The organism is Streptomyces sp. Ac-502, assembly GCF_045222935.1.
Classification (GTDB): Bacteria; Actinomycetota; Actinomycetes; order Streptomycetales; family Streptomycetaceae; genus Streptomyces; species Streptomyces monomycini.
Map to the genome: position 1 here is coordinate 8,760,872 of NZ_JBHFFO010000001.1, position 22,541 is coordinate 8,783,412.

Below are 22,541 nucleotides of genomic sequence, written 5' to 3' on the forward strand. Positions count from 1 at the left end.
GCGCTGGCCGGATCATGGCGGCTTCCGCCCGGCAGGCGCGCGATATCGTGCCGACGCCTGATCACCCGTTCGAGGGAGAGAGCCCATGGCCAGGAACTCGGCAGTCCGTATGACGTGCGTGGGCGCGGGAGCGCTGTCCTTGGCCGCGCTGCTGGCGGTGGTGCCCGGCAGCAGCGCGGTCTCCGCAGATCAGCCAGGAGCGGCCGAGCCCGTCGCGGCGCGCGCGGCACAGACCGCCGGGGGCAAGCCGCGGCCGGATGCCCGGCATGTCGTCATCGCCGTCCACGGCGGCGCGGGCACCGCCCTGAAGCGCGAGGACACCACCCCCGCCCAGGAGGAGGCGTACCGCGACGGTCTGACCGAGGCGTTGCGCGCCGGCCAGAAGGTGCTGCGCGAGGGCGGCAGCAGTGTGGCGGCGGTCGAGGCCGCGGTCCGCAGGCTGGAGGACAACCCCTTGTTCAACGCGGGCAAGGGCGCGGTGTTCACCGAGGACGCGGGCCACGAGCTGGACGCGTCCGTCATGCGCGGCTCCGACCTGGCGGCGGGGGCCGTGGCCGGGGTGCGCAACGTACGCAATCCCGTCTCCGCGGCGCGGCTGGTGATGGAGAAGACCAAGCACGTACTGCTGGCGGGCGAGGGCGCCGACGATTTCGCGGCCCGCAACGGCCTGCCGACCGTGACCCAGGACTACTACTGGACCGAGAAGCGCTGGCAGGAGCTGATGAAGGCCAAGGGCCGGCTGAAGGGCTCCGGCGAGACCCTGACCCAGGGCACGGTCGGCGCGGTGGCCGTGGACGGGAAGCGGGACCTGGCGGCGGCGACCTCCACCGGCGGGCTGACGAACAAGATGGCCGGCCGGGTCGGCGACTCGCCCGTCGTCGGCGCGGGCACGTACGCCAAGAACGGCACGGTCGCGGCCAGCGCCACGGGCGCGGGCGAGGTGTTCCTCCGGGGCGCCGCCACCGGCACGATCTCGAACCTGATCGAGTTCGGCGGGCGGGACCTGGCCGGTGCCGCGTACGAGGTGCTGGTGAAGCGGCTGCCGCGACTGGGCGGCACAGGCGGCGTGATCGCGCTGAACGCCCAGGGGGTCTTCGACGCCCCGCACAGCAGCGAGGGGATGCTGCACGGCTATCTGACCGAGGGCGGACACGTCGTCACCAAGGTCTTCGCGGACGAGACACCGGCGAACGAGTGAGCCCGGCCCCGGCGAACCGGTGAGCCCGGCCCCGGTGGCCTGGTGCACACCGGGTGGCGTGATCCGCTCGCTCCTCCCGCCGTCCTGACGATGGCTCAATAGGCCCTCTCCCTCCGGAACCGGAGCGGCACTACCGTCCCCCGACGCGGGGGGATCACTCTGGGGAGGGGATCAGTTACATGTTCTATTACTTGTTCAAATCCATCGTCATGGTGCCGCTGCTGCGGTGCCTGTTCCGCCCCCGCGTCGAGGGACGGGAGAACCTGCCCGCCTCGGGCGCCGCCATCATCGCCGGGAACCACCTCTCCTTCTGCGACAGCTTCCTGATGCCGGCCACGGTCAAGCGCCGGATCACCTTCCTGTGCAAGCAGGAGTACTTCACCGGACGCGGCGTCAAAGGCCGGCTGACGGCGGCCTTCTTCCGCGCCTGCGGGCAGATCCCGGTGGACCGCTCCGGCCGCAGCGCGGGCCAGGCAGCCGTGGAGGAAGGCGTACGGGTGCTGCGCGGCGGCGAGCTGCTCGGGATCTACCCGGAGGGCACGCGCTCGCACGACGGCCGGATGTACAAGGGGAAGACCGGCGTGGCGGAGATGGCGCTGCGTACGGGCGCGCCGGTGATCCCGTGCGCGATGATCGGGACGTTCGAGGCCCAGCCGGCCGGGCGCCGGCTGCCGCGGGTCGTCCCGATCGTCATCCGCTTCGGGGAGCCGCTGGACTTCTCCCGGTACGCCGGGATGGCCGACCAGCGGCTGGTGCTGCGGGCCGTCACGGACGAGATCATGTACGCGCTGCTGAAGCTGTCCGAGCAGGAGTACGTGGACACGTACGCGGCGGAGGCCAAGGCACGGGCCGCGTCCGGAACCGCAACCGGCTCCCGGTCCGGAACGGTGGCCGGGGACGCGCCGCGGCCCGCCGTTCCGCTCGGCCGCGCCAGTTGACGGTGCGCAACCGGCCGGCCTCCGTGCCGCTCACCAGGAGTGAGCGGCACGGCCCGTACGCCAGGTCAGCGGCCGAGTGTGCAGGTGGCTTGGACGGACTTGCGGGGGTCGCTCTCGGAGCGGGCCTTCAGGACGACCCGGCCGTGCCGGGAAGCGTCCGGCTTGGCGGTGACGGCGACCGGGACACTCACCGTGCTGCCGGCCTTCGCGGTGGCGATCCGGTTCGGCAGCCAGGCGGACCAGCCGCGACCGGTGGCGGCGGCCGAGAGCCGGTACACGTCGGAGTCCAGGTGCGCGCCCCCGCTGCCCGGGCGGCCGGTGTTGGTCAGCGGGAAGGCGCACACCGCCCGGCCCTTGGCGGGGCTGCCGTACGCCGTGCCGTGCCGCAGCTTCGCGCCGCGGCGCTGCGGGCCCGCGCCGTCCAGGGACCGGACGGCGACGGTGTAGCTCAGCACGCCCTTCTTGTCCCGCTGGATGTCCAGCACATAGAAGTGCAGCCGGTTGGCCCGGTCCACGTACTCGTACGCGCTGCCGGAGTCCGCGCCCGCGTGGAACAGCGCGTCGCTGAGCTGCCGGTAGTCACCCATGGTGATCATCTGCGGGGTGCCGTCGGGGCGCCGGAAGTCGACCATGCCGATGTCTTCCGGGTGGGCGTCGATCACCCACGCGAACGGGGCCCGGTCCTCGTTCTTGGTCTTGGACAGCAGCACCCCGTTGTCCGGGGTGAAGGAGTCCATGCCCATCCGGTCGACGACCTCGACGGTGTAGTTGTCGTAGCCGCCGCCGTCGCACAGCGGGTCGGTCGTGGTGGAACAGGCCGGCTCCAGGTCCCGGCCCATGGTGATGTTGACGCCGGACAGGCCCTTGGGGCCGGGCGGCGCGGAGCGCGCGGTGACCTTGGCGACCGCGACGCCGGACGTCTTCAGCGCGTCCCGGTCCAGGCGCAGCACGTTCTTCTCGTCCACGATGCCGAGCTTGAGCTTGTCGCGCAGGACGTGCTGCGAGCCCATCGAGGCGCCGTTGGCCGCCGGTATCTGCCAGCGGGTGTGCGGGCCGCCGGGGCCGTTGAAGGAGCCGCGCGAGAGCATGCTCCAGATGCCGGTGTAGGCGCGGCGCACCGGGGTGCCGTACGGGTTGTTGTAGTTGTCCGCGATGCCCAGGATGTGGCTGAACTCGTGGGCGTACACGGCCATGCCGGAGCTCTCGGCCTGGGTGGAGGAGCCCGTCTCGGCGTTGGGCCAGATGCGGGCGGCGGCCTTCCAGGAGGTCCACGGCACGTACCGGGTGCGGGCGGCGTTGCCGCCGCCCTGGATCGGGGAGGGCGGTCCCCAGGCGGCCGGGACGTCCTCGGGGAGGAGAACTTCATCTGCCCGAACTCCTGCCAGGCGGCCGACTCGTCCTGGCCCGCGGTCAGGTAGAAGATGAAGTCGTACTTCTTGGTCTCCGCGTCGCCCACGTCGGCGGCCCAGGCGGCCTTGCCGTCGGTGCGGATGTTCTTGCCGCAGCTGTCGCCGACGGGGCAGGCGCCGGGGTTCATGCCGGGCTCGATGCCGTACTGGTAGGACTTGAACGGCATCCGGTAGACGCCGAACGACGTCAGCTCGACGCCGAGCCGGCCGCCGGAGTCCTCCATCCAGTACTCGTTGATGGTGTGACCGTGGTTGAGCTGGCCCGGCTTGTTCAGGAAGTCCCGGTAGAACGCGGGCACCTTCGCGCGGGGGATGTCGTGGGCGCTGGGCTGCGGGTTGCCGAAGACGGACGAGCCGGCGGGCCTGCTGACGCTGAACTCCTCGTCCGGGTAGTCCAGCAGCACGAGTGCGCCCTTGAACATGCGCTTGGTGGGCTTCAGGGCGGGGTCCGCCCAGTTCGTGCCGGGGACCGAGCGGTATTCGGTCCACGTCATGTCGTCGGGATTGCGCCAGTTCTGCGGGTCGACGGGCCGGACGAGCGGGGGCCGGACCGCGGGCGCGGCCTCGGGGGCCGCCCGGGCGGGGCCGGCGGCGACGGCGGCCAGGACTCCGAGGAGAAGGGCCAGAACACCCAGTCTGCCGGCGCTGCCGCGGTATGGGCGGGCCGGTCTGTGGGGAAGGAACAAGGCGCACCTCTTGTCTGTGATCTCAAGTCCAGGACATGACCGGTGATCGAACAGAATTCCTACCCCCGACAAGGTAAGGCGGGGGACTCAGTGACGCCAGAGTGCCGTGAGGAGCCGATGATGCCGCGAACGGTCCACGACCGGCACGGTCACGTGATGACGCAGACCAGTGCGGAAGCCGTGTCCCACTACGAGGACGCGCTGGGCGAACTGCTCTTCTTCCGCGGGGCGGTCGCCACCGCGTCCCAGGCGGCCCTCCAGGCCGCACCGAAGTCCGTCATGGGCAACGTCCTCGCGGCCTACCTCGGCCTGCTGGGCACGGAGGAGAAGGACGCCGCCGCGGCCAAGACGGCGTTCACCCGCTTCACGGACTGTGTACGCGCCGGGCGGCCGACGGACCGCGAACGGATGCACCTCGCCGCCGCCACCTCCTGGCTGAACGGCGACATCCACCGCGCCGGGCACGTACTCGGCGAGCTGAGCGTCGCCTTCCCCCGCGACGTGCTCGCGCTCGCCGTCGGCCACCAGATCGACTTCCTCACCGGGGACGCCGTCCACCTGCGCGACCGGATCGGCGGCGCGCTCACCGCCTGGCCCGAGGACGACCCGCACTACGGCCACCTCCTCGGCATGTACGCCTTCGGCCTGGAGGAGACGGGCCACTACCTCCGCTCCGAGGAAGCCGGCCTGGCCGCCGTCCAGCACAACCCCCGCGACGTGTGGGGCATCCACGCGGTCGCGCACACCTACGAGATGCAGGGCCGGTTCGCCCAGGGCATCCGCTTCCTGGACGCCCGTACGGAGGACTGGGCCTCCGGCAACTACCTGAACGTGCACAACTGGTGGCACTACTGCCTCTACGCCCTCGAATCCGGCGACCCGGACCGGGCGTTGGAGATCTACGACGCCGTGCTGCACCACGAGGAGTCGCCGGGCCTGGCGATGGAACTCCTGGACGCCTCCGCCCTCCTGTGGCGGTTCCTGCTGGCCGGCCGCGGCACCGGCCCCCGCTGGAACCGCCTCGCCGACGCCTGGGCGGCCCGCCAGGACCCGCCGTACTACGCCTTCAACGACGTGCACGCCGTCATGGCGTACGTCGGCGCCGACCGCCTCGCCGACGCCGAACGCCTCGTCGAGGAGCGGGCGGCCTGGCTCGTCCGCGCCCGGCCCGGACTGTCCAACGTCACCATGACCGCCGGTATCGGCCTGCCCGTCTGCCGCGCCCTGATCGCCTACGGACAGGGCAGGTACGGGCAGGCCGTCGACCTCCTCGCCCCCGTACGGCACCGCCTGAACACCTTCGGCGGCAGCCACGCCCAGCGGGACGCCGTACAGAAGACGCTGCTGGAGGCCGCGCTCCGCGCCGGACGCGACGACACGGCCCGCACCCTGCTCAGCGAGCGCATCAGCCTGCGCCCGGTCTGCCCGTACAACTGGCTGGCCCAGGCGCGCCTCGCCGATCAGCTCGGCGACACGGCCAAGGCGGCCGCGGCCCGGGCCCGGGCCGCCGAACAGGCGGCGCCGGGGGCCGCCGCGCTGGCGCGCCGGGCGGAGGATTAGGGCGCTTCTGACGGATCTCCGCGGCATCGCGACGCCCGGCACCCACTCTCGCCGCACGGTGCAAAGGGACAGGTGACTCCGCCACATGCCCCTTCACACCGCTCACCGAGAGCACGCACCGAACGCCGCTCAGTGTGCTCCACGGAGATCCATCAGAAACGCCCTGAGCCCCCGGACGTTCTTGATCAATTTCCTGCTGGCCCGATGCCCCCGGACCGGTCATCCTTGACCCGTCCGGGTGCGGTCCGGGCGAACCGCGTGGACCGCACCCGGACGAGCAGCCCGACCATCGGCCCACCAGCACAGGAGCACGTACACATGACGGGGAAGAACGCTTGGATACGGGACGTACGCCGGGGGCCGCGGCCCGCCGCCCACCTCATCTTCTTCCCGCACGCCGGGGGATCCGCCTCGTACTACCGCCCGTTCGCCGCCCACCTCGGTGAACGGTTCGACGTGTCGGCGATCCAGTACCCGGGTCGCCAGGACCGGTGGAACGACCCGTTCGTCACCTCCGTGGAGGGCCTCGCCGACGAGGTGGTCGGCTGCCTGGACCCCCACGACACCACCCCGCTGGTGCTGTTCGGACACAGCATGGGCGCGTCCGTCGCCTTCGAGACCGCCCGGCGCCTCGCGGACCTCGGGCGGCCCGCGCCGCGCCGGCTCGTCGTCTCCGGCCGTCGCGCGCCCTCGATGTTCCGCGAGGAGCGGCACCTCCACCGGGGCACCGACGAGGAACTTCTCGCCGAGGTCGGCCGTCTGGACGGCACCCACAGCCAGCTCCTCGACGACCCGGACATCGTGCGGCTGATCCTCCCGGCGATCCGCAACGACTACCGCGCGATCGAGCTGTACCGGCCCGCCGCCGACGCCGTGCTCGACATTCCGCTGCTGTGCCTCACCGGCGCGGCGGACCCCCGGGTGACCCGCGAGGAAGCGGCCGCCTGGAAGGCGCACACCGTCGCCGAGTACCGCGAGGAGACCTTCCCCGGCGGCCACTTCTACCTCGCCGACCACGCGGCCGCCGTCTGCCGCGCGGTGGAGGACTTCGCCTCGGGGGAGTGAGACCGGGGCCGGCCCGGCCCGTCCGCGGCGTACGGCCGCCGGCGGGCGGGTCAGGCCGCGAACGTGACCGGCAGGTGCGCCAGGCCGTGCATCAGACGGGTGTGGCGCCAGGGGAGTTCGGCCGCAGGCGCGGCCAGGCGCAGGTCGGGGAAGCGGGTGAGGAGGGCGTGGAAGGCGATCCGGGCCTCCAGGCGGGCCAGCGGGGCACCGAGGCAGTGGTGGGGCCCGTGGCCGAAGGAGAGGTGGCCCGAGGCGCGGCCGGGGGCGAGGGTGTCGGGGTCGGTGAAGCGGGCCGGGTCCCGGTTGGCGGCGCCTGGTGAGACCAGGACCACGTCGCCCGCGGCGATCTCCGCGCCGCCCAGGGTGAGCGGTTCGGCCGCGTACCGGAACGTGGCCGTGGTGATCGGGGAGTCGTAGCGGAGCAGTTCCTCCACGGCGTCCGGGACGAGCGCGGGGTCCTGGCGCAGGCGGGTGCGGAGCGCGTCGTCCTGGAGCAGTGCGAGCGCGCCGTTGCCGATCAGGCTGGTGGTCGTCTCATGACCGGCGACGACCAGGAGGACGGCCAGCGAGACCAGTTCGAACTCGCTGAGCCGCTCGCCCTCGTCGCGTGCGGCGATCAGGTCGGTCAGCAGGTCGCGGTCCGGGCCGACGGCGTCCTCCGCCGCCCCGGCGGCCCGCTTCTTCGCGATCAGCTCCGTCATGTAGTCGCTGATCGCGTGCGAGGCGGTGTCGATGGTGTCCGGGGCGCCGGCCGCGAAGAGGTCGTTGGACCAGCCGCGCAGCGCGGTCCGGTCCTCGCGGGGCACCCCGAGCAGGTCGCCGATGACCTCGATGGGCAGCGGTACGGCGAAGTCCTCGACGAGATCGGCCGTGCCGCCGCGGGCGGCCATCCGGTCCAGCAGACCGGCCGCGATCTCCGCCACCCGCGGCTCCAGACGGGCCACCGCGGCCGGCGTGAACGCCTTGACGGCCAGCCTGCGCAGCCGGGTGTGGTCCGGCGGGTCGGTGGCGAGCATGGTGGCGCTGACGGCGGGAGCCAGATCGCGCCGGGACGGCTTGTCCGCGAAGTAGCGGGTGGTGTCCTTGGACAGCCGGGGCTCCGCCAGGGCGGTACGGGCCTCGGCCCACCCGGTGACCAGCCAGGTCGCGCCGTGCGGCCCGGACCGTACCTGCTGGACGGGGCCGCGCTCGCGCAGCGCGGCGAGCAGCGGGTACGGGTCGCGGAAGAACTCCGGTGACTCCATGGGGTGGCTCACGTGTGACCTCAGATTCCTGCGGCGGGCCGGGACGGTGCGGACGGTGCGGGGCCGGTGCCGGACGCCATGAACGCGTGCGAGACCCTGCGCAGCCAGCGGGCCTCGTCGAACAGATCGTTCAGTTCGGGGCGGGTCAGCGTGGCGTCCTCGGCGCTGACCGTGTGCGCGGGGGCGCCCCCGCCGCGCCGGGACTCCAGCGCCGCGGCCAGCACCGCGGCCTCGACCCCGGCGTCCAGGTCCCGTGCGTCGGCCCCGTCGGACCGCAGGCGTTCCTCGGCCGCCCGGCGCACCCCGTCGCTGCGGTGCGGGCGCAGCGCCAGCATCCCGTCCCGGATCTCGATCACCCGGCGGTAGAGGCGGAACTCGGGGTCGGGCGCCGCGTACCGGTTCTCGGTGGCGGTGAGCTGGATCTCCGGGACCGCCGCCGTCAGCGCGGCCCACAGCGGGTGCAGCCCGCGGTGCAGCCGCCACAGCTGGATCCGCCGCCAGGGCCAGGCCAGGGCCGGGCCGACGGCGGGCAGCAGGACGCCGATGACCAGGAGCAGGCTGCAGATGGCGGGCAGGCCGACACTGAAGGTGCAGGTCGCGGGCGTCACCAGGGAGCTGCACAGCTGCTCGGGCGGCAGCCAGGCGGCGTCGGTCCACAGGCCGACGACGTGGACGATCTTGTAGCCGATGTAGACCATGCCGAGCGCGCAGCCGGCGGCGATGACGCGCAGCCCGTAGCGGAGGCTGGTGCGCGGCGCGTGCCGGGAGTAGCGCAGCGCCTGACGCAGCAGGTCGACGATGGCGGCGCCGAGGTGCGCGGTGAACACCAGGACGTAGATGTTCAGCAGCGGCTCGGTGCGCGGCAGCTCGCCGAAGGTGGGGGCGCCGGGGGAGTCGTCCACCGGCGAGGCGAAGAACAGGGCGGCCATCGCGACCAGGACGACCCCCAGCGTCACGAGCCGGTGGCGCGCCTTGCGGTCCGCGTCCGGCGGCTCCTCGTTGAAACGCAGCAGCAGGATCGAGATGCAGGTGGCGGCGGCCAGCGTGCTGCAGTTGCCGAGCAGCCGGCCCAGCTTGGGCGTGACGACGCTCAGCGCGTCGCCGACGGCCGGCGTCAGGAACACCAGCGAGGCGCCCAGTCCGGTCAGGAACCCGCACAGGGCACCCAGGCCCCGCGGCCGCGGCCGGCGCAGCAGCGGCCGCGCCTTGTACGCGGCGGCCAGCAGCAGGACGGCGGCTATGGAGAGGAAGAGAACGTTGACCATCTGGGGTGTCTACCGTCGCTTCGGGGAGCCGAAGACGTCGTCCATCCGGCTGAGGACCTCGGCCTGCTGGGACGTCGCCGGGCGGCGGGCGGGGGTACGGTCGGCGCGCCGCAGGATCAGCGAGGCGATCATCTCGGCCTCCTGCTCGTCCTGGTCGCTGTAGTGGCTGCGGCCCAGGACGGATTCCACCGACGCGGGGTCGAGGTCGGGCACGAGGGCGTGCGCGGCCTCGCCGGAGAGCAGGTTGGAGTGGCCGCTGAGCATGTGGCCGACCTCGTGCAGCACGATGTGGTCGCGGTGCAGCGCGGTGGTGGCCGCGTCGTGGAAGACATAGTCGGCCCGCCGCGTGGCGATCCACAGGCCGCACGGCCCGGCGGGCGGCGTGACCTGTGGCTCCAGGTGGATCGGGCGGCCGCGCTGTTCGGCGAGCCGGTCCAGGAAGGCACCCAGCTCGAAGGGGCGGGGGATGTGCAGCCCCCGTAGCCGGTCCGAACAGTCGGCAAGCACACGGTCCGGTCGCCGTGTGAACTTCATGGCGTGCTCTCCTTCGGCCTCAGCCATGAAAGGTACACGTGCCAGTCTCATGCAGCGCCGGATGGCCCCTCCCGAACGGGGTCGTGTGCGGGCCCGGGGGCCGCCGCTGGCCCGGCCGCCCGGTCGTCCGGCCCGGAAAGGGGCGGGGCGGCAGCCGGGGACGGCGCGGGGGGTATGTCGGTCAGGGCCATGGTTCAGCGGGCGGTACGCCAGGTTTCTCCCGTGTTGCCCACCGGATTCCCCGCGCCGTTGCCCGTCGTGCTGCCGACGTCCGGCAGCCCTTCCAGCTTCCGTACGCGGTCGATCATCTCCAGTACGGCCGTACGGGACTCGGCGGACATGTCCATGAAGCGCGCGGCCATGGCGATGACCCCCGCGTCCTGCATGGCCTCCAGCAGCTCCGGGGGCCGGCCGGTGCGGTCGGCCGCCGCGCCGCCGGGACCCGCGTCCTGCTGGTCGTGGAAGTGCGCGGCGGGCACGCCGAAGTACTCCGCGAGCGCTTCGATGTGGCGCTTGGTCGGGTTGTCCCGTTTGCCCTTGCGCAGCTGCCAGATGTAGTTGCCGGAGATCACCTGCTCGCCGGCCCTGATGTTGATGTCGGTGGCGACGTCGTTGGCGGACAGCGATTTGCCCCGCTCGCGACTTCGTTCCCGGAACAGCCGGTCCAGCTTTTCGGCCAGGCTGACCGGCCCGCGGTCCTCGTCCCCCATCGCGCCGCGCTCCCTTCAAGGCCAAACGTGAGACCTCCACTGTAGTGGCCCGGTGGCCGGGACGGATGGGCGCTCCCTCCCGTGTGGGCTGGCACGCTCCGCTTGGAGCCTCTATTCTTCACACCTGAGTCAAAGACTCTGGTGTGACGCGGGGCGGACAGTTCGGACCGGCACGGGGGTGTGGTCCGAACCCGTCCGCAACCGCGAGTGGGGCCCGCCCCGTCTCCGGGGAGCCCCACGTCCGCGCTCGCACGCTCAGGCGCGCCCGCGCCCCGGCCGTGCCGCGGTCACTTCACCGCGCTGCGCTGCTGCCACTGCTCCCAGCTCTCCTGCCAGACCTCCAGGCCGTTGCCGACATCGGTCTTCTTGGTGCTGGTGGTGTTCTTCACCTCGACCGTGGAGCCGATCGTCAGGAAGTCGTAGGCCCGCTTGGCGTCCGAGGTGGTCATGCCGAAGCAGCCGTGGCTGTTGTTGACCACGCCGACCGACTTGTTCCAGGGCGCGGAGTGCAGGAAGGTGCCCGACGCGGTGAGATGCGTCACCCACTTCGAGTCCAGCATCCACTCGTTGCCGTGGCCGATGGTGGAGGAGTCCATCGTCTCGGCCGCGTTCTTGCTGCGTACGGTGTGCACGCCGCCGCGCGTCGGGTCCTGCGGCGAGCCCGCGGAGCCGCGGATCGTGTCGACCGCCTTGCCGTTCTCGTACAGGGTCATGCTGTGCGCGGTGACGTCGATGACGGCCTTGTGGTCCGCGCCGATGGTGAACCCGAAGTCGTAGTCGCGGGCGAACCAGCCGCCCTTCTCGCCGGAGTCGATCCCGCCCAGGCCGCCCTTGACGGACACCTTGGTGCCGGCCGGCCAGTACGTCTTGGGCCGCCAGTCGAGACGGTCCTTGCCGCCCCAGTCCCTGACCCAGCCCCAGGCGCCCTCCACCTGCGGCTGCGTGGTGACCTTGAGGGCCTTCTGGACCTCGGCGCGCCGGTCCTTGGCGACCGGGTTGTCGAAGAGGATGGAGATCGGCATGCCCGTGCCCACCGTCTGCCCGTTGGACGGGGTGTTGGTGAGCTTGTTGACCTTCTCGGCCTGCGCGGTCGTGAAGGACGAGTCCGCGGCCGCCTCCTTGCCGTCCCCCGACTTCGTCTTCGTGTGCACGGTGTACGTGGTCCCGGGCTTGACCTTGCCCTCGGACGTCCACGACGAGCCGTCACCGGACAGCTTCCCGTCGACCTTGCCGCCCTTGTCGTCCTTGGCCTCGACGGCGGTGAGGCTGCCGCCGTCGACCTTCACGGATATCGGGGAGCCCAGCGCGGCGGACTTGCTGCCCGCCGCCGGGGTCACGGTCACCTTCGCCGCCGGCTTGTCCGACGTCTGTGAGCCGCCGTCCGCTCCGCACGCGGTCAGCAGCGCGGCTCCCACCAGGGTGGCGGACAGCAGGACGGTGCGACGGGCTGATCTGACGTGCACGAGCGGTTCCCTCCAGAGCAACACAACAGGCTGTGGCGGGCATCGCCCGGCCTCCGGCGCGGTCACGCCGCCCCCGGAACCCGGTCGCAGGCAACCGCCGTAGATGCAGACGGGTGACACCGCATGATCGGTTGCCTGGAGAAACGGATATTTGTGTCACAGATCGGTACAGGTGTACGCCGAGCCGACGAGGCGCCCGGCGGCCGGGTCACCGCCGGACCGGACCGGAACGCGAAAACCCCGCCAGGCGTGGCCTGGCGGGGCGTGAACGGTGGAACGTCCGGCGGCGGACCCTCAGGGCGACGCGGCGGTCGGGCCCTGGGAGTCGCCCGGAGCATCGGCTGTCTCCGCGTCCTCCGGGGTCTCGGCGGCGTGTCCGGCCAGGACGCAGGTGCGCTTGCGCTGGACGAACCAGTAGTACGTGAAGCCGCCGACGGCGACGATCCCGACGAACAGGAACGCGCCCCAGCGCAGGTACCAGTGCTGCGGGCCGGTCGCGTTGTAGACCTCGGGGCGCGGCCAGGCGAGGTTGGTGGCCATCGCGGTGCCCCACAGGACGGCGAGGATGTTGACCGGCAGCCCGAACCTGCCCAGCGAGAACTTGCCCTCGGCCGGCTCCCACTGGCCGCGCAGCCGCCGTACCAGCAGGGGCACGGTCACCATCAGGTACGCGACGTAGATCATGATGATCGCGATGCTGGTGATCACCGAGAAGATCTGCGGCTGGTTCACGTTGATCAGCAGGATGCAGACCGCGATGCACCCGATGATCACCGCGGGCGCCACCGGGGTCTGGAAGCGCGGGCTGACCCGGGCGAGCAGCGAGGCGGCCGGCAGGTTGGTGTCCCGGGCCATGGCGAACGCCAGCCGGATGCCCGCGGTGTGCACGGCCAGCGCGCACACCGTGATCGCGATGACCACGCACCACAGCATGATCTGGCCCATCGTCGAGCCGAGGGTGCTGAGCACGACGTACTGGAGCCCGTCCACGGACAGCTCCTTGGCGTGCAGGTCCGGGGTGGCCAGCAGCGCGAACAGCAGGATCAGCCCGCCGATGAGGAACGAGGCGAACAGGGCCCGCAGGATCGCGCGCGGCGCGTTGCGGCCGGGGTCCTTGGATTCCTCGCCGAGTGACGACGCCGTGTCGAAGCCGTACATGACGTAGGCGGAGGCGAGGCACGCGGTGAGGAACGCGCCGAGGTAGCCCAGCGACTGGCCCTCCGCCAGCCCGTAGGTCTCGGTCAGCGCGCTCGGGGGCGGGTGATGTGCGCGGCCAGCAGCACGATCAGCGCCAGCGCGGCGATCAGCTCGATGGCCACACCGGCGGAGTTGATCTGGGCCATCAGCTTGACGCCGAAGGCGTTGATGAGCGTCGTGAACAGGACGAGGACGGCACCGAGGAGCACCGCGTTGGCGGCGTGGTCGGTCTGCCCGCTGCCGTCGCCGACGAACTGGAAGAACGAGGAGATCTGCGGCAGCGTGACCTGGTAGGCCAGCGCCACCGCGGCCAGCGACACCATGGTCGCGGTCATCATCATCCAGCCGCCGAGCCAGCCCACGTGCGGCCCGCCCAGCTGCTTGGACCAGTTGTAGACCGATCCGGCCACCGGGTAGCGGGCGGCCAGTTCGCAGAAGCACAGCGCCACCATCAGCTGGCCGCAGAAGACCATCGGCCAGGACCACCAGTAGGCGGGCCCGCCGTGGCTGACACCGAAGTAGAAGAGCTGGAAGGTGCCGGTGAGGATCGAGATGTAGCTGATGCCCGCGGCGAAGGTGTGGAAGTTGCCGAGGGTGCGTTTCAGTTCGGGTTTGTAGCCGAGTTCCGCGAGCGACTCGTCGTCGTCGGGACTGTCGGAGGCGTCGTCGGCCGGCGCGGTGCCGTTGCCGGTCGCCTCCTCGTCGGCAGGCTTCCCGCCGTCCGCCGCTCCACCCTCCTGCGCGGGGCCGCCCGCCGCCGGCCCGGTGCCGCTCACTCGAACCACCGCTGCGGCCGGGGCGCGGTGTTGCGCCAGACGTGCTTGGCCTCCTGGTACTCCCCGAGCCCGGCCGGGCCCAGCTCCCGCCCGACGCCGGACTGCTTCATGCCGCCCCACTCGGCCTGCGGTACGTACGGGTGGAAGTCGTTGATCCACACGGTGCCGGCGCGCAGCCGGGCGGCCACCCGGTGCGACCGCTCCACGCTCTGCGTCCACACACCGGCGGCCAGCCCGTACACCGTGTCGGCGGCCAGCGCGACGGCCTCCTTCTCGGAACGGAACCGCTCCACGGTCAGCACCGGGCCGAACGATTCGTCACGCACCACCGACATGCCGGGAGAGCACTCGTCCAGCACGGTCGGCAGGTAGTAGAAACCGTCCCGCAGGGCCGCGTCGTCGGGCCGCGCGCCGCCGCAGCGCAGCACCGCGCCTTCGGCCAGGCCCGCCGCCACGTACTTCTCCACCTTGTCCCGGTGCTGCGCGGAGATCAGCGGCCCGCTGCGGGCGTCCTCGTCGAACGGTCCGCCCAGCCGGATCGCGCGGGCCCGGCGCACCAGCTCGTCCACGAAGTCGTCGTGCAGCCCGTCCTCGACCAGCAGCCGCGCGCCGGCCGAGCAGACCTGCCCGGAGTGCAGGAACACCGCCATCAGCGCGTAGTCGACGGCGGTGTCGAAGTCGGTGTCGGCGAAGACGATGTTGGGATTCTTGCCGCCCAGCTCCAGCGCGATCTTCTTCACGGTGGGCGCGACGGCGGCCATGATGCTCCGCCCGGTCACCAGACCGCCGGTGAAGGACACCAGGTCCACCCGCTCGTCGGTGGTCAGCGGCGTGCCGACGGCGGCCCCCGCGCCCAGCACCAGATTGGCCACCCCGTCCGGCAGCCCCGCCTCGGCCAGCGTCCGCATCAGCAGGATCGCGGTGTGCGGGGTCAGCTCGCTGGGCTTGAGGACGAAGGTGTCGCCCGCGCCGACGGCCGGCGCCACCTTCCAGGCGGTCTGCAACAGCGGATAGTTCCACGGCGTGATCAGGGAGCAGACGCCGACCGGCTCGTACACCACCCGGCTGTCGACCTCCGGCTGCCCGGTGTCCACCACCCGGCCGTCGTTGCCGGAGGCGACCAGGTTGCCGAAGTAGCGGAAGCAGTTCGCGATGTCGTCCATGTCGTACTGGCTCTCCACGAACCGCTTGCCGGTGTCCAGCGACTCGGCACGCGCGTACGTGTCCTTGTCACGCTCCAGCAGATCCGCGACCCGCAGCAGCAGCGCCCCGCGCTCCGCGGCCGGGGTGCGCGGCCACGGCCCGTCGTCGAACGCCGCACGGGCCGCGGTGACGGCGGCGGCCGCGTCCGCCGCGCCCGCCTCGTCGACGGTGGCGACCAGCGTGCCGTCCGCCGGGCAGCGGATCTCGCGCACCTCCCCGTCGGCCGCGGCGGTCCACTGACCCCCGATGAACAGCTCCGGCATGGGTGAGCCTCCGTGCCTGTGCTCGCGGTCGGGCGGCCCGGCCGGACAGCCCGTGGTGACGATCTGTGCGATCTGTGTACCGAGCGTAGGCGGGGGTGGTGGGCCCGCACGGCGCGCTGCTCCGGGTGGCTGCCCCGGGAGGGCGGCGGACCGGTGGACTCCGTACGAAACCGGCCCCCGCCTCCGGAGAGACGGGGGCCGGTCCCGGCCGTGCGAGGTCAGGCGGCCGTCGTGGCCAGCTCGCGCAGCTTCTTCTTGTCCGGCTTCCCGGCGTCGGTCAGCGGCAGCGCGTCGACGAACCGGATACGGGCCGGCTCGTACATGGCGCCGCGCGCCTCGCGCACCATCGTGCGCAGGCCGTCCTCGTCGACGCTCTCACCGGCGGCGGGCACCACGGCCGCGTACACCTGCTCCATCCGGTCCTCGTCGCGCACGCCGAAGACGGCGCTCTGCGCGACCTGCGGGTGGGTGTTGAGGAGGTCCTCCAGCTCGGTGGTGTACACGTGCCCGCCCACCACGACGATCATGTCCTTGATCCGGTCGACGATGGTCAGGTAGTTCTCGTCGTTCAGGAACCCGATGTCGCCGGTGTGCAGCCAGCCGTCGCGCAGTACCTCGGCGGTCAGCTCCGGCTGCTTCCAGTAGCCCTGCATGATGCTCTCGGAGCGGATGCAGATCTCGCCGTGCTCGCCGCGCGGCAGGTCGCGGCCGTTCTCGTCGCGGACCGCCACCTCCACGTTGGGCAGGATGCGGCCGGCCGAACGCAGCCGCTCCAGGTTGTCCGGGTCGTGCTCCCCGGCGGGCAGCACGCTGATCCCGCCGGCCTCGTTCTGCCCGTAGAACTGGACCAGCACCGGGCCGAAGCGCCGGATCGCGTCGGCGATGCGGGCGGGCGAGGACTGGCAGCCGCCGTAGGTCAGGCAGCGCAGGCTGGAGGTGTCGGTGGTGGCCGCGTCCGGGTGGTCGGTGAGCTGGTAGAGCAGCGGCGGCAGCAGGAAGAGGTGGGTGATGCGCTCCCGCTCGATGGTGGCCAGCACCTCGCCCGGCTCGAAGTCCTCGTGGAGGACCACCAGGCCGCCCTCGCGCAGGGTGACGTCGGCCATCATGCCGCCCGCGTGCGCCAGGGTGGTGCACACCAGGAGGCGGGCCCCCTCCTCGTCCGAGGGGCGCTCCCAGAGCACCTTGGCGTCGCCGGCGTCCTCGTCGTTGTCGGCGACGAAGGAACGGACCTGCCCGTAGGTGGTGCAGATGCCCTTGGGGTGGCCGGTGGTGCCACCGGTGTGGCGGATGGTGCAGATGTCGTCGGGCTGCGCGAGGCTCGGGAACGGCTCGTCGCTCTCGGCGGCGGCCAGTTCCAGCAGGTCGGTGCCCAACTTCGCGGGACCCAGGGTCAGTACGGTCGCCACCGGCGCCAGCGCGGTCAGCTCGGCGCCGCGGTCGTCGAAGCGCGGGTCGACGATCAGCGCGCTGGTCTCCACGTCCTTGACGATGGTGGCCTGCACGTCGGCGGAGAGCTTGTTGTAGAGGTGGTTGACCCGGCAGCCGATGAGGTTGGCGGCGTAACGGGCGGCGATGGTCTCGGGCAGATTGCCGCTGAGCAGCGTGACGGTCCGGCCGCGGTCGATGCCCTGACCCCGCATCGCGCGGGCGATGCGGTGGACGAGGGCGCGGAACTCACCCGCGGTGACGCGTCGCCCTTGGTGCACCAGCGCCACGCGCCCGGGGTCGGTCCCCAGAGCGTCGAGGTTCTCCTCCACGTAGGTGCGGAAGTCGTGCGCGGTGTCGGGCATAGGTGATTCCTCCTTGATTCCGGGGCACGACGGATAGTTAGTTGCCCCGGACAACCAATTCCATGCTAACGGTCGTCGATCAAGGGTTCCAAGTTGGCACGAACGCCCGTTGGCGGGCCTTTTACCGAGGCGCGGACATTTGGCCAACCGGCCCGGTCGCGCAGGAGCGCCCGCGAGCGCGGTGCCCCTTCCCCCGCAACTTTGCGGGCGCATGAAGCGGCAGGTCAGGCGGGTGGCAGGGGGAGCCTGAGGGCGTTGCGAGAATGGCCGGTTAACGGGGGGCGAGGCCGCTCGGGCGGTATACGGGCGTGAGCGGCCGTACGCGCGGAGGCGACGGCCGCTCACGGGGAAAACACAACGTCCGAAATGACGGACTCTCGCTGACGGCGAATTGACGGAGTATTTGCCTTCCTTTTACGGGTGGCGCTCCGCGCGATGTGCCTAAAGCGTCGATTTGCCCGGGTCGCCCATCGGGACGGCGTCCAGCACGGCGACATCCATCGGCGCGGCGAGCAGCTCGCTCACCCCGGCGGCGATCCCGGCGAGCGCGGCACCCCGGGAGTGGGCGTCCAGCGCCGCACCGTCCGCCCAGTTCTCCACGACCACCACGCGATCCTCGCCCGCGTGGACCGCGTACAGCAGACAGCCGTCCTCCTCGTGGACGGCGGGCGCGTGCGAACGGAAGACGTCGAGCGCCGTCTCCAGCTCGCCGGGCTTCGTGCGGACCGTGGCGACTACGACGGGCATACCTGCGACCTCCAGGGCGAACGGAATGTCGTACGAACCTATCCCACCGCCCGTCCGGGACCGTAACGCCTGGTCAGAAACCGGAACGTGTCATGGGCGCCGCCGGCGCGGGCGGCATCTGGGCAATCGTCCAAAGTGCCGCGAACAACAGCCCGCGTACCCTGCGCGACAGCCCCTGGTACTACATCTGGGTCCTGACCCGCGGCAGCGAGCGATACCAGTAAGAAGCACTCTGGCGCGAACGGGCTCAGAGCTCCTGACGCGACATGAGTAATCTTCGGCCCGGTGACGCGCACTGTCTGGCCGTACGACTCAGCGTGCATGCCTCGCCACCACACCGCGGCCGGCCGGGCTACTGCCCTTCGACAGTGCAGTTGGACCGATGGTCATCGAAGTAGGACTGCCGGCCTCGGGTATCCACCGGGTATGAGGCGCTGGTGGCTGTGGGTGGGAGTGCCGGTCGTCCTGGGCACTGCGGCAGGCGCCGCCACGACCCTTCTGACGGACCGAGCATGGGGCTCTGAGCTGGTATCTCGCTGCGTCATATTCGCGGTCGTCTACTTGACGATCAAGCTAACGACGCTCCTACGACGCTCTGCACGGCGAAAGAAGCGAACGCCGACGGTGGACAACGAAGAGACCTTGCACGATCGAGAGAGGTAAGCCCTGAGGGGTGAAGTGGGTGGGCCCGTGAGCAGGCCCACCCGTCGACATGTCGGCAATCCACTGCTCAGATGCTGCTGCGGCCTCGGCCTGCCGCTTCCTTGAGGATGGTGAGCAGGTCGGTGGTCTCAGCGGCCGGAGGCGCCTTGATGGCCGTCGTGGTCCCGTAGTCGGAGTAGGACGCAGAGGTGCTGACGGTGCCCAGCGGCGTCTTGACGTCCACGGTCATCCGCACCGGCAGGTCGTCGCTGTTGACCCACACGTCGTAGTCGTAGCCCTTGATGCCGCTCTTCTTGACGTTGGCGAGCAGCTTCTCGCGGTCTTCCGGCTTCAGCGCGTTGACCGTCTTGGCGCCCTTGAGACCCTCCTCGACCGTCAGCGAGCCCTTGTAGTGCTCGGCGCGTACGCCGTCGACCTGGCCGGAACCGAGGTGCTTGACGTTCGGCGAGCCGAGGAACATCGCGAGCTGCTGGGCCGGGTCCTGCTCCGCGTCGTCGAGGCCGGCGGTCACGGCCTTGGTCATCTCTTCGTCGCCGGCTTCCTTGGCGGCGGCCTTCAGATCGAGCTTGCCCCACTTCTTGCCCTCGAAGTCGCCCATGTCCATGTAGGCGACGCCGTCGACCCAGATCATGCGCTTCGGCTCGTCGTCCCCCGACTTCGCCTTGGCCCCGCCGTCGCTCATGGTCATGTCCAGCGCCGTGGGATTCCAGGCCATGGTGCCGGTCATCTTCGTCTCGCCATTGTCCGGCATCCCGTCGGGCACCGACATGGTCATCGTGACCTTCGCCGACTTCACGCTGGTGGTCTTCTTGTAAGCCGCGGTGAGCGCCTGCGCCGGAGTGCGACGGACGGCGGGGCTCCCCCATCGGCCTTGGTCTCATCGTTGTGGCAACTGGTTATGCCCGCCAGTACGGCTGCGGTCGCCAGCGGGACGCCGATGCGTCGCGCGATGCCCTTGCGCATTCCCTCACCCTGTTTGTCCATCTATGTCGTGCACCTTCCGTGCGCAATGCACGTTAATGCATGGGACTGACAATCACTTTTCACCGCGGCCGCGTCAACGGCGGACGCGTCGACGCCGCTGTACGGCCCTGCGCTGGTGACACAGGGTGTGGTGTCCGCGCAAAAACATCCGGGACAGGAGCTCTCGACTTTCGCGGGTTTCCTGATCGATGGGCCGGCCTGGGGTGTTGCGGGAAAACCTGGTCGCGGAACGAGGGAGTGGTGAAGCCCCCTTCAGGTTCTCCAGCAGACCCGTGAGTGAGGCGGGTAACCGTCGTATCGGGAAGCCCGGCGGGCCCCTCCAGCAGGAGTGTGGATCAGCACCGCCGATGCTCCGCCCGGCTCCCTGGCCCTACAGGCACTTCAGCCGAGCTGTCAGTGGTCAGTTGGTGGAGAATGCCTGGCCGTCACTGGCCACTCGGCGTGCTGAGCAGAGACCGCTGTCAGAGCGGGATCGCTCCTGTGGAACGCTGCCGAAGGTCATGCGGTGCCCGCGGGCTGTGTCCGTGTATTCGCGGACGCGGTGGATCAGCCCGTCCCGGAACTCGAAGACGAAACAGTAGTCGTTGCTGTAGTGGTTGCCGTTGGCGAGCGTCGCCGTCACGGTCGCCTCCACGATCCCTCGCTCGTTGTCGGCGTGGGACGTGCGGAAGGTGACGTCGAGGTCAGCAACGAACAGGCGGGGAAGGCCTCGGCCCAGAAACGCACGATCGTCTCCCTGCCCACCATGTGGTTGGTCACTTTGAGCGTGTGGTCGATCAACTTGAGCGCGACGACCGTGGCGTTCCCCGGGGGCGACAGCCACTCGGCGTCCTCGGTGAAGACCGCGGAGATTTGGTCGGGGTCGTTGCCGGCGAGCGCCTGGAAGGCGACTTCGATGAGGCTGCGGGTCATGAACCCACGGTCGCCGCTGCCGGGGACCGGAGTCTTGGACAAATGTTCCGGTCGGTCACCCCTAGCATGGGGTCATGCGATCCACCGCACACCCGCATGCGGCCGCGGTCGGGTGGGACGTCGCGCGGCCGCCGGGGCCCGGCCGGACAGCCGGCGTCCGCATCGCCGGGTTCCGCGATCGGAGCGCGGGCCCGGTCGAGGTGCCGTTGTTCCCGCACCCCGCCGTCACGCTGGTGGTCGCGTTCGGCGAGGGCTCGCTCGTCGTGGCCGACGCCGGTGGCCGGCACCAGTGGGGAAGTTTCGTCGCCGGGCTGGTGACCGGCGCAGCGGGTATGCGGGGCGAGAAGGTCATGTGCCTGGAGGTGCGCCTGTCCCCGGTGGTCGCACGCGCCGTGCTGGGCGTCTGCCCCTCGGAGCTGGATGGTGCCGTGGTCGCCCTCGATGACGTGTGGGGCCGGGACGCGGCACGGATCCGGGAGCAACTCGGTGGTGCCACGTCGTGGCAGGAGCGTTTCGCGCTGGCGGAGGCGTTGCTCGCCCGCCGGACAGAGAAGGGTCCGTCGGTGGACCCGGAGGTGGCCTGGGCCTGGGACCGGATTACCGTCAGCCACGGCCGGGCGCGGGTCGAGGAGTTGGCGGCCGAGGTCGGTTGGAGTCGCAAGCGCCTGTGGTCCCGGTTCGGGTCGCAGATCGGCCTTCCTCCCAAGCGCGCCGCGCGGCTGGTCCGCTTCGACCATGCCGTCCATCGCCTGGCCGCGGGTGAGGGCCCGGCCCGGGTCGCGGCGGAGGGAGGCTACGTCGACCAGTCCCACCTGCACCGGGACGTTGTGGCGTTCACCGGAGTGACGCCGGCGACCGTGGCCGGGGGCCGTGGCTGGCTGCGGACGACCACGCGTGGGCACAGCACGGCGTCAGCAAAACCGACTGACACCTCGCCCAGCGAACTCCCTCGCTCGACACAGACGCAAAAATCACGTCCCCTTGTGGAACCCAACCGGGTTCCTCCGCTGCCTACCGACCATGAACTACAAGCTGACCGGACGTCTTCCCGCAGGCACCGGCCCCGGCGGGTCTCGGACCACCCTTCGCCACGAAGGCCCAAGCGTCGCCGCCACCTTCACCGCCACGAACTGGCCCGAGGAAGATGATGGCCGAGCGCGGTATGGCCGCCCCGGCTGCCGGGTCTCCCGCATTCATGCCATCGAGGTGGGCCTGAACACGTTCGCGTCGCAGGCAGGTGCCTCCCTCAATAGCCGCGGTGCATCTTACCCCGGTATTCTTTGCCGGTTTTCTTGACCTTCATGTAGCCGCTTGCATTGTCCACTTGCCCCTTGGAGTTGCAGGTAGGCATGCTGATTTCCCATTTCGCCTCGTTGTTTTCTCCGGACACCTCGTTGATGAAGCTGGTATCCAGGCGGACGCCCGTCTTTCCCCAGGAGGAGGCGAATACTCGGATTTCCGCCTCATCTCCTTTGTCATTGATTATGACGTTCACCTTGATCAGGGAGCCTTCCTTCGGCTTCAGGTTTCCGGTGTAGGCGCTACCTTTCCAGGCCGCGATGGTGTCTCCGCAGAAGCCAGGGCTTCCCTGCTTCACGGAGGCGGCCGTGGCGTGCGGAGCGCCTGCACAAGCGGCCAAGAAGAGAGTGCTCATGGTCACTTGCAGGAGACGGTTGACTGGTATGGGCATGAGAAATTCCTTCCTGAAGGGTTGGGCGAACCCTCTCCTGTCGATTTCTGTGGTGCGCGGATTTTCGTTCCCGACGGTAAGCCTCGGAATTGTCCCCACTCTTTTGGGGGCATAGTGGGTGGTGTATCCTCCGGATCCCTCAAAAAACTCGGAAGAAGTTCCCAAGAAGTCGTAGAAAGGGTCGCGTATCGGCGTCGCCGCTGAGGGCCACCTTCCCTTCCGGGCGCGTCACGGACGTATCCGC

General features: G+C 70.7%; 17 protein-coding genes and 3 pseudogenes. 5 read left to right on the forward strand and 15 right to left on the reverse strand.

Annotation, left to right across the window (positions count from 1 at the left end; genetic code table 11):
* The first annotated feature begins 85 nt into the window (after window positions 1–85).
* Complete coding sequence (locus ACEXOX_RS39645) at window positions 86–1,198, forward strand: isoaspartyl peptidase/L-asparaginase family protein (protein WP_406525560.1); 1,113 nt, start codon at window positions 86–88, stop codon at window positions 1,196–1,198.
* Window positions 1,199–1,377: 179 nt separating this feature from the next.
* The gene (locus ACEXOX_RS39650) at window positions 1,378–2,136 is read left to right on the forward strand and encodes a lysophospholipid acyltransferase family protein (protein ID WP_406525561.1); all 759 of its coding nucleotides are present in this window, start codon (window positions 1,378–1,380) and stop codon (window positions 2,134–2,136) included.
* A 65-nt stretch (window positions 2,137–2,201) separates the two neighbouring features.
* Here the strand turns inward: ACEXOX_RS39650 and ACEXOX_RS39655 are convergent, their stop codons facing one another.
* Together ACEXOX_RS39655 and ACEXOX_RS39660 are read right to left on the reverse strand one after the other, a co-directional pair.
* A complete protein-coding gene (locus tag ACEXOX_RS39655; RefSeq protein WP_406526707.1) occupies window positions 2,202–3,146 on the reverse strand; it encodes a hypothetical protein in 945 nt (314 codons plus the stop codon).
* A 102-nt stretch (window positions 3,147–3,248) separates the two neighbouring features.
* Window positions 3,249–3,329, reverse strand: a pseudogene (locus tag ACEXOX_RS39660) (hypothetical protein); the annotation flags it as partial.
* 1,058 nt (window positions 3,330–4,387) lie between these two features.
* Between ACEXOX_RS39660 and ACEXOX_RS39665 the strand changes: the two are divergent.
* Window positions 4,388–5,791: a tetratricopeptide repeat protein gene (locus tag ACEXOX_RS39665; RefSeq protein ID WP_406525562.1), complete on the forward strand. Its 1,404-nt coding sequence runs from the start codon at window positions 4,388–4,390 to the stop codon at window positions 5,789–5,791.
* A 318-nt stretch (window positions 5,792–6,109) separates the two neighbouring features.
* Window positions 6,110–6,856: a thioesterase II family protein gene (locus tag ACEXOX_RS39670; RefSeq protein ID WP_406525563.1), complete on the forward strand. Its 747-nt coding sequence runs from the start codon at window positions 6,110–6,112 to the stop codon at window positions 6,854–6,856.
* 50 nt (window positions 6,857–6,906) lie between these two features.
* On the opposite strand, the gene ACEXOX_RS39675 is transcribed toward ACEXOX_RS39670, so the two are convergent.
* From ACEXOX_RS39675 to ACEXOX_RS39730, 12 genes and pseudogenes are all read right to left on the reverse strand, one after another.
* Complete coding sequence (locus ACEXOX_RS39675; RefSeq protein WP_406525564.1) at window positions 6,907–8,112, reverse strand: cytochrome P450; 1,206 nt, start codon at window positions 8,110–8,112, stop codon at window positions 6,907–6,909.
* A gap of 8 nt (window positions 8,113–8,120) precedes the next feature.
* Window positions 8,121–9,365: an MAB_1171c family putative transporter gene (locus tag ACEXOX_RS39680; protein WP_406525565.1), complete on the reverse strand. Its 1,245-nt coding sequence runs from the start codon at window positions 9,363–9,365 to the stop codon at window positions 8,121–8,123.
* 9 nt (window positions 9,366–9,374) lie between these two features.
* Window positions 9,375–9,899, reverse strand: a complete 525-nt coding sequence (locus ACEXOX_RS39685) for a hypothetical protein (protein WP_406525566.1) — start codon at window positions 9,897–9,899, stop codon at window positions 9,375–9,377.
* 194 nt (window positions 9,900–10,093) lie between these two features.
* On the reverse strand, window positions 10,094–10,609 hold the full coding sequence (locus ACEXOX_RS39690) for a helix-turn-helix domain-containing protein (protein ID WP_406525567.1): 516 nt from the start codon (window positions 10,607–10,609) through the stop codon (window positions 10,094–10,096).
* A gap of 287 nt (window positions 10,610–10,896) precedes the next feature.
* Window positions 10,897–12,072 carry an Ig-like domain-containing protein gene (locus ACEXOX_RS39695; RefSeq protein ID WP_406525568.1) on the reverse strand — a complete coding sequence of 392 codons (1,176 nt, stop codon included), beginning with the start codon at window positions 12,070–12,072 and terminating at the stop codon, window positions 10,897–10,899.
* A gap of 294 nt (window positions 12,073–12,366) precedes the next feature.
* A pseudogene (locus ACEXOX_RS39700) lies at window positions 12,367–14,045 on the reverse strand (APC family permease).
* Window positions 14,042–15,511, reverse strand: a complete 1,470-nt coding sequence (locus ACEXOX_RS39705) for an aldehyde dehydrogenase family protein (protein ID WP_406525569.1) — start codon at window positions 15,509–15,511, stop codon at window positions 14,042–14,044. The pseudogene ACEXOX_RS39700 and the gene ACEXOX_RS39705 overlap by 4 nt, the downstream one beginning before the upstream one ends.
* Before the next feature lie 218 nt (window positions 15,512–15,729).
* Entirely contained in the window at window positions 15,730–17,301 is a 1,572-nt protein-coding gene (locus ACEXOX_RS39710; protein WP_406525570.1) for an AMP-binding protein, read from the reverse strand.
* A gap of 441 nt (window positions 17,302–17,742) precedes the next feature.
* Window positions 17,743–18,048, reverse strand: coding sequence for a putative quinol monooxygenase (locus tag ACEXOX_RS39715; RefSeq protein WP_406525571.1), 306 nt, complete (start codon window positions 18,046–18,048; stop codon window positions 17,743–17,745).
* A gap of 730 nt (window positions 18,049–18,778) precedes the next feature.
* Window positions 18,779–19,507 (reverse strand): hypothetical protein, encoded by a 729-nt coding sequence (locus ACEXOX_RS39720; protein ID WP_406525572.1) that lies wholly within the window; start codon window positions 19,505–19,507, stop codon window positions 18,779–18,781.
* A gap of 588 nt (window positions 19,508–20,095) precedes the next feature.
* Entirely contained in the window at window positions 20,096–20,413 is a 318-nt protein-coding gene (locus tag ACEXOX_RS39725) for a nuclear transport factor 2 family protein (RefSeq protein WP_406526624.1), read from the reverse strand.
* Entirely contained in the window at window positions 20,314–20,607 is a 294-nt protein-coding gene (locus ACEXOX_RS39730; RefSeq protein WP_406526708.1) for a hypothetical protein, read from the reverse strand. The genes ACEXOX_RS39725 and ACEXOX_RS39730 overlap by 100 nt, the downstream gene beginning before the upstream one ends.
* A gap of 74 nt (window positions 20,608–20,681) precedes the next feature.
* Between ACEXOX_RS39730 and ACEXOX_RS39735 the strand changes: the two are divergent.
* Window positions 20,682–21,535, forward strand: a pseudogene (locus ACEXOX_RS39735) (helix-turn-helix domain-containing protein).
* Window positions 21,536–21,853: 318 nt separating this feature from the next.
* On the opposite strand, the gene ACEXOX_RS39740 reads toward ACEXOX_RS39735, so the two are convergent.
* On the reverse strand, window positions 21,854–22,261 hold the full coding sequence (locus ACEXOX_RS39740) for a hypothetical protein (RefSeq protein WP_406525573.1): 408 nt from the start codon (window positions 22,259–22,261) through the stop codon (window positions 21,854–21,856).
* Between the last annotated feature and the right edge of the window lie 280 nt (window positions 22,262–22,541).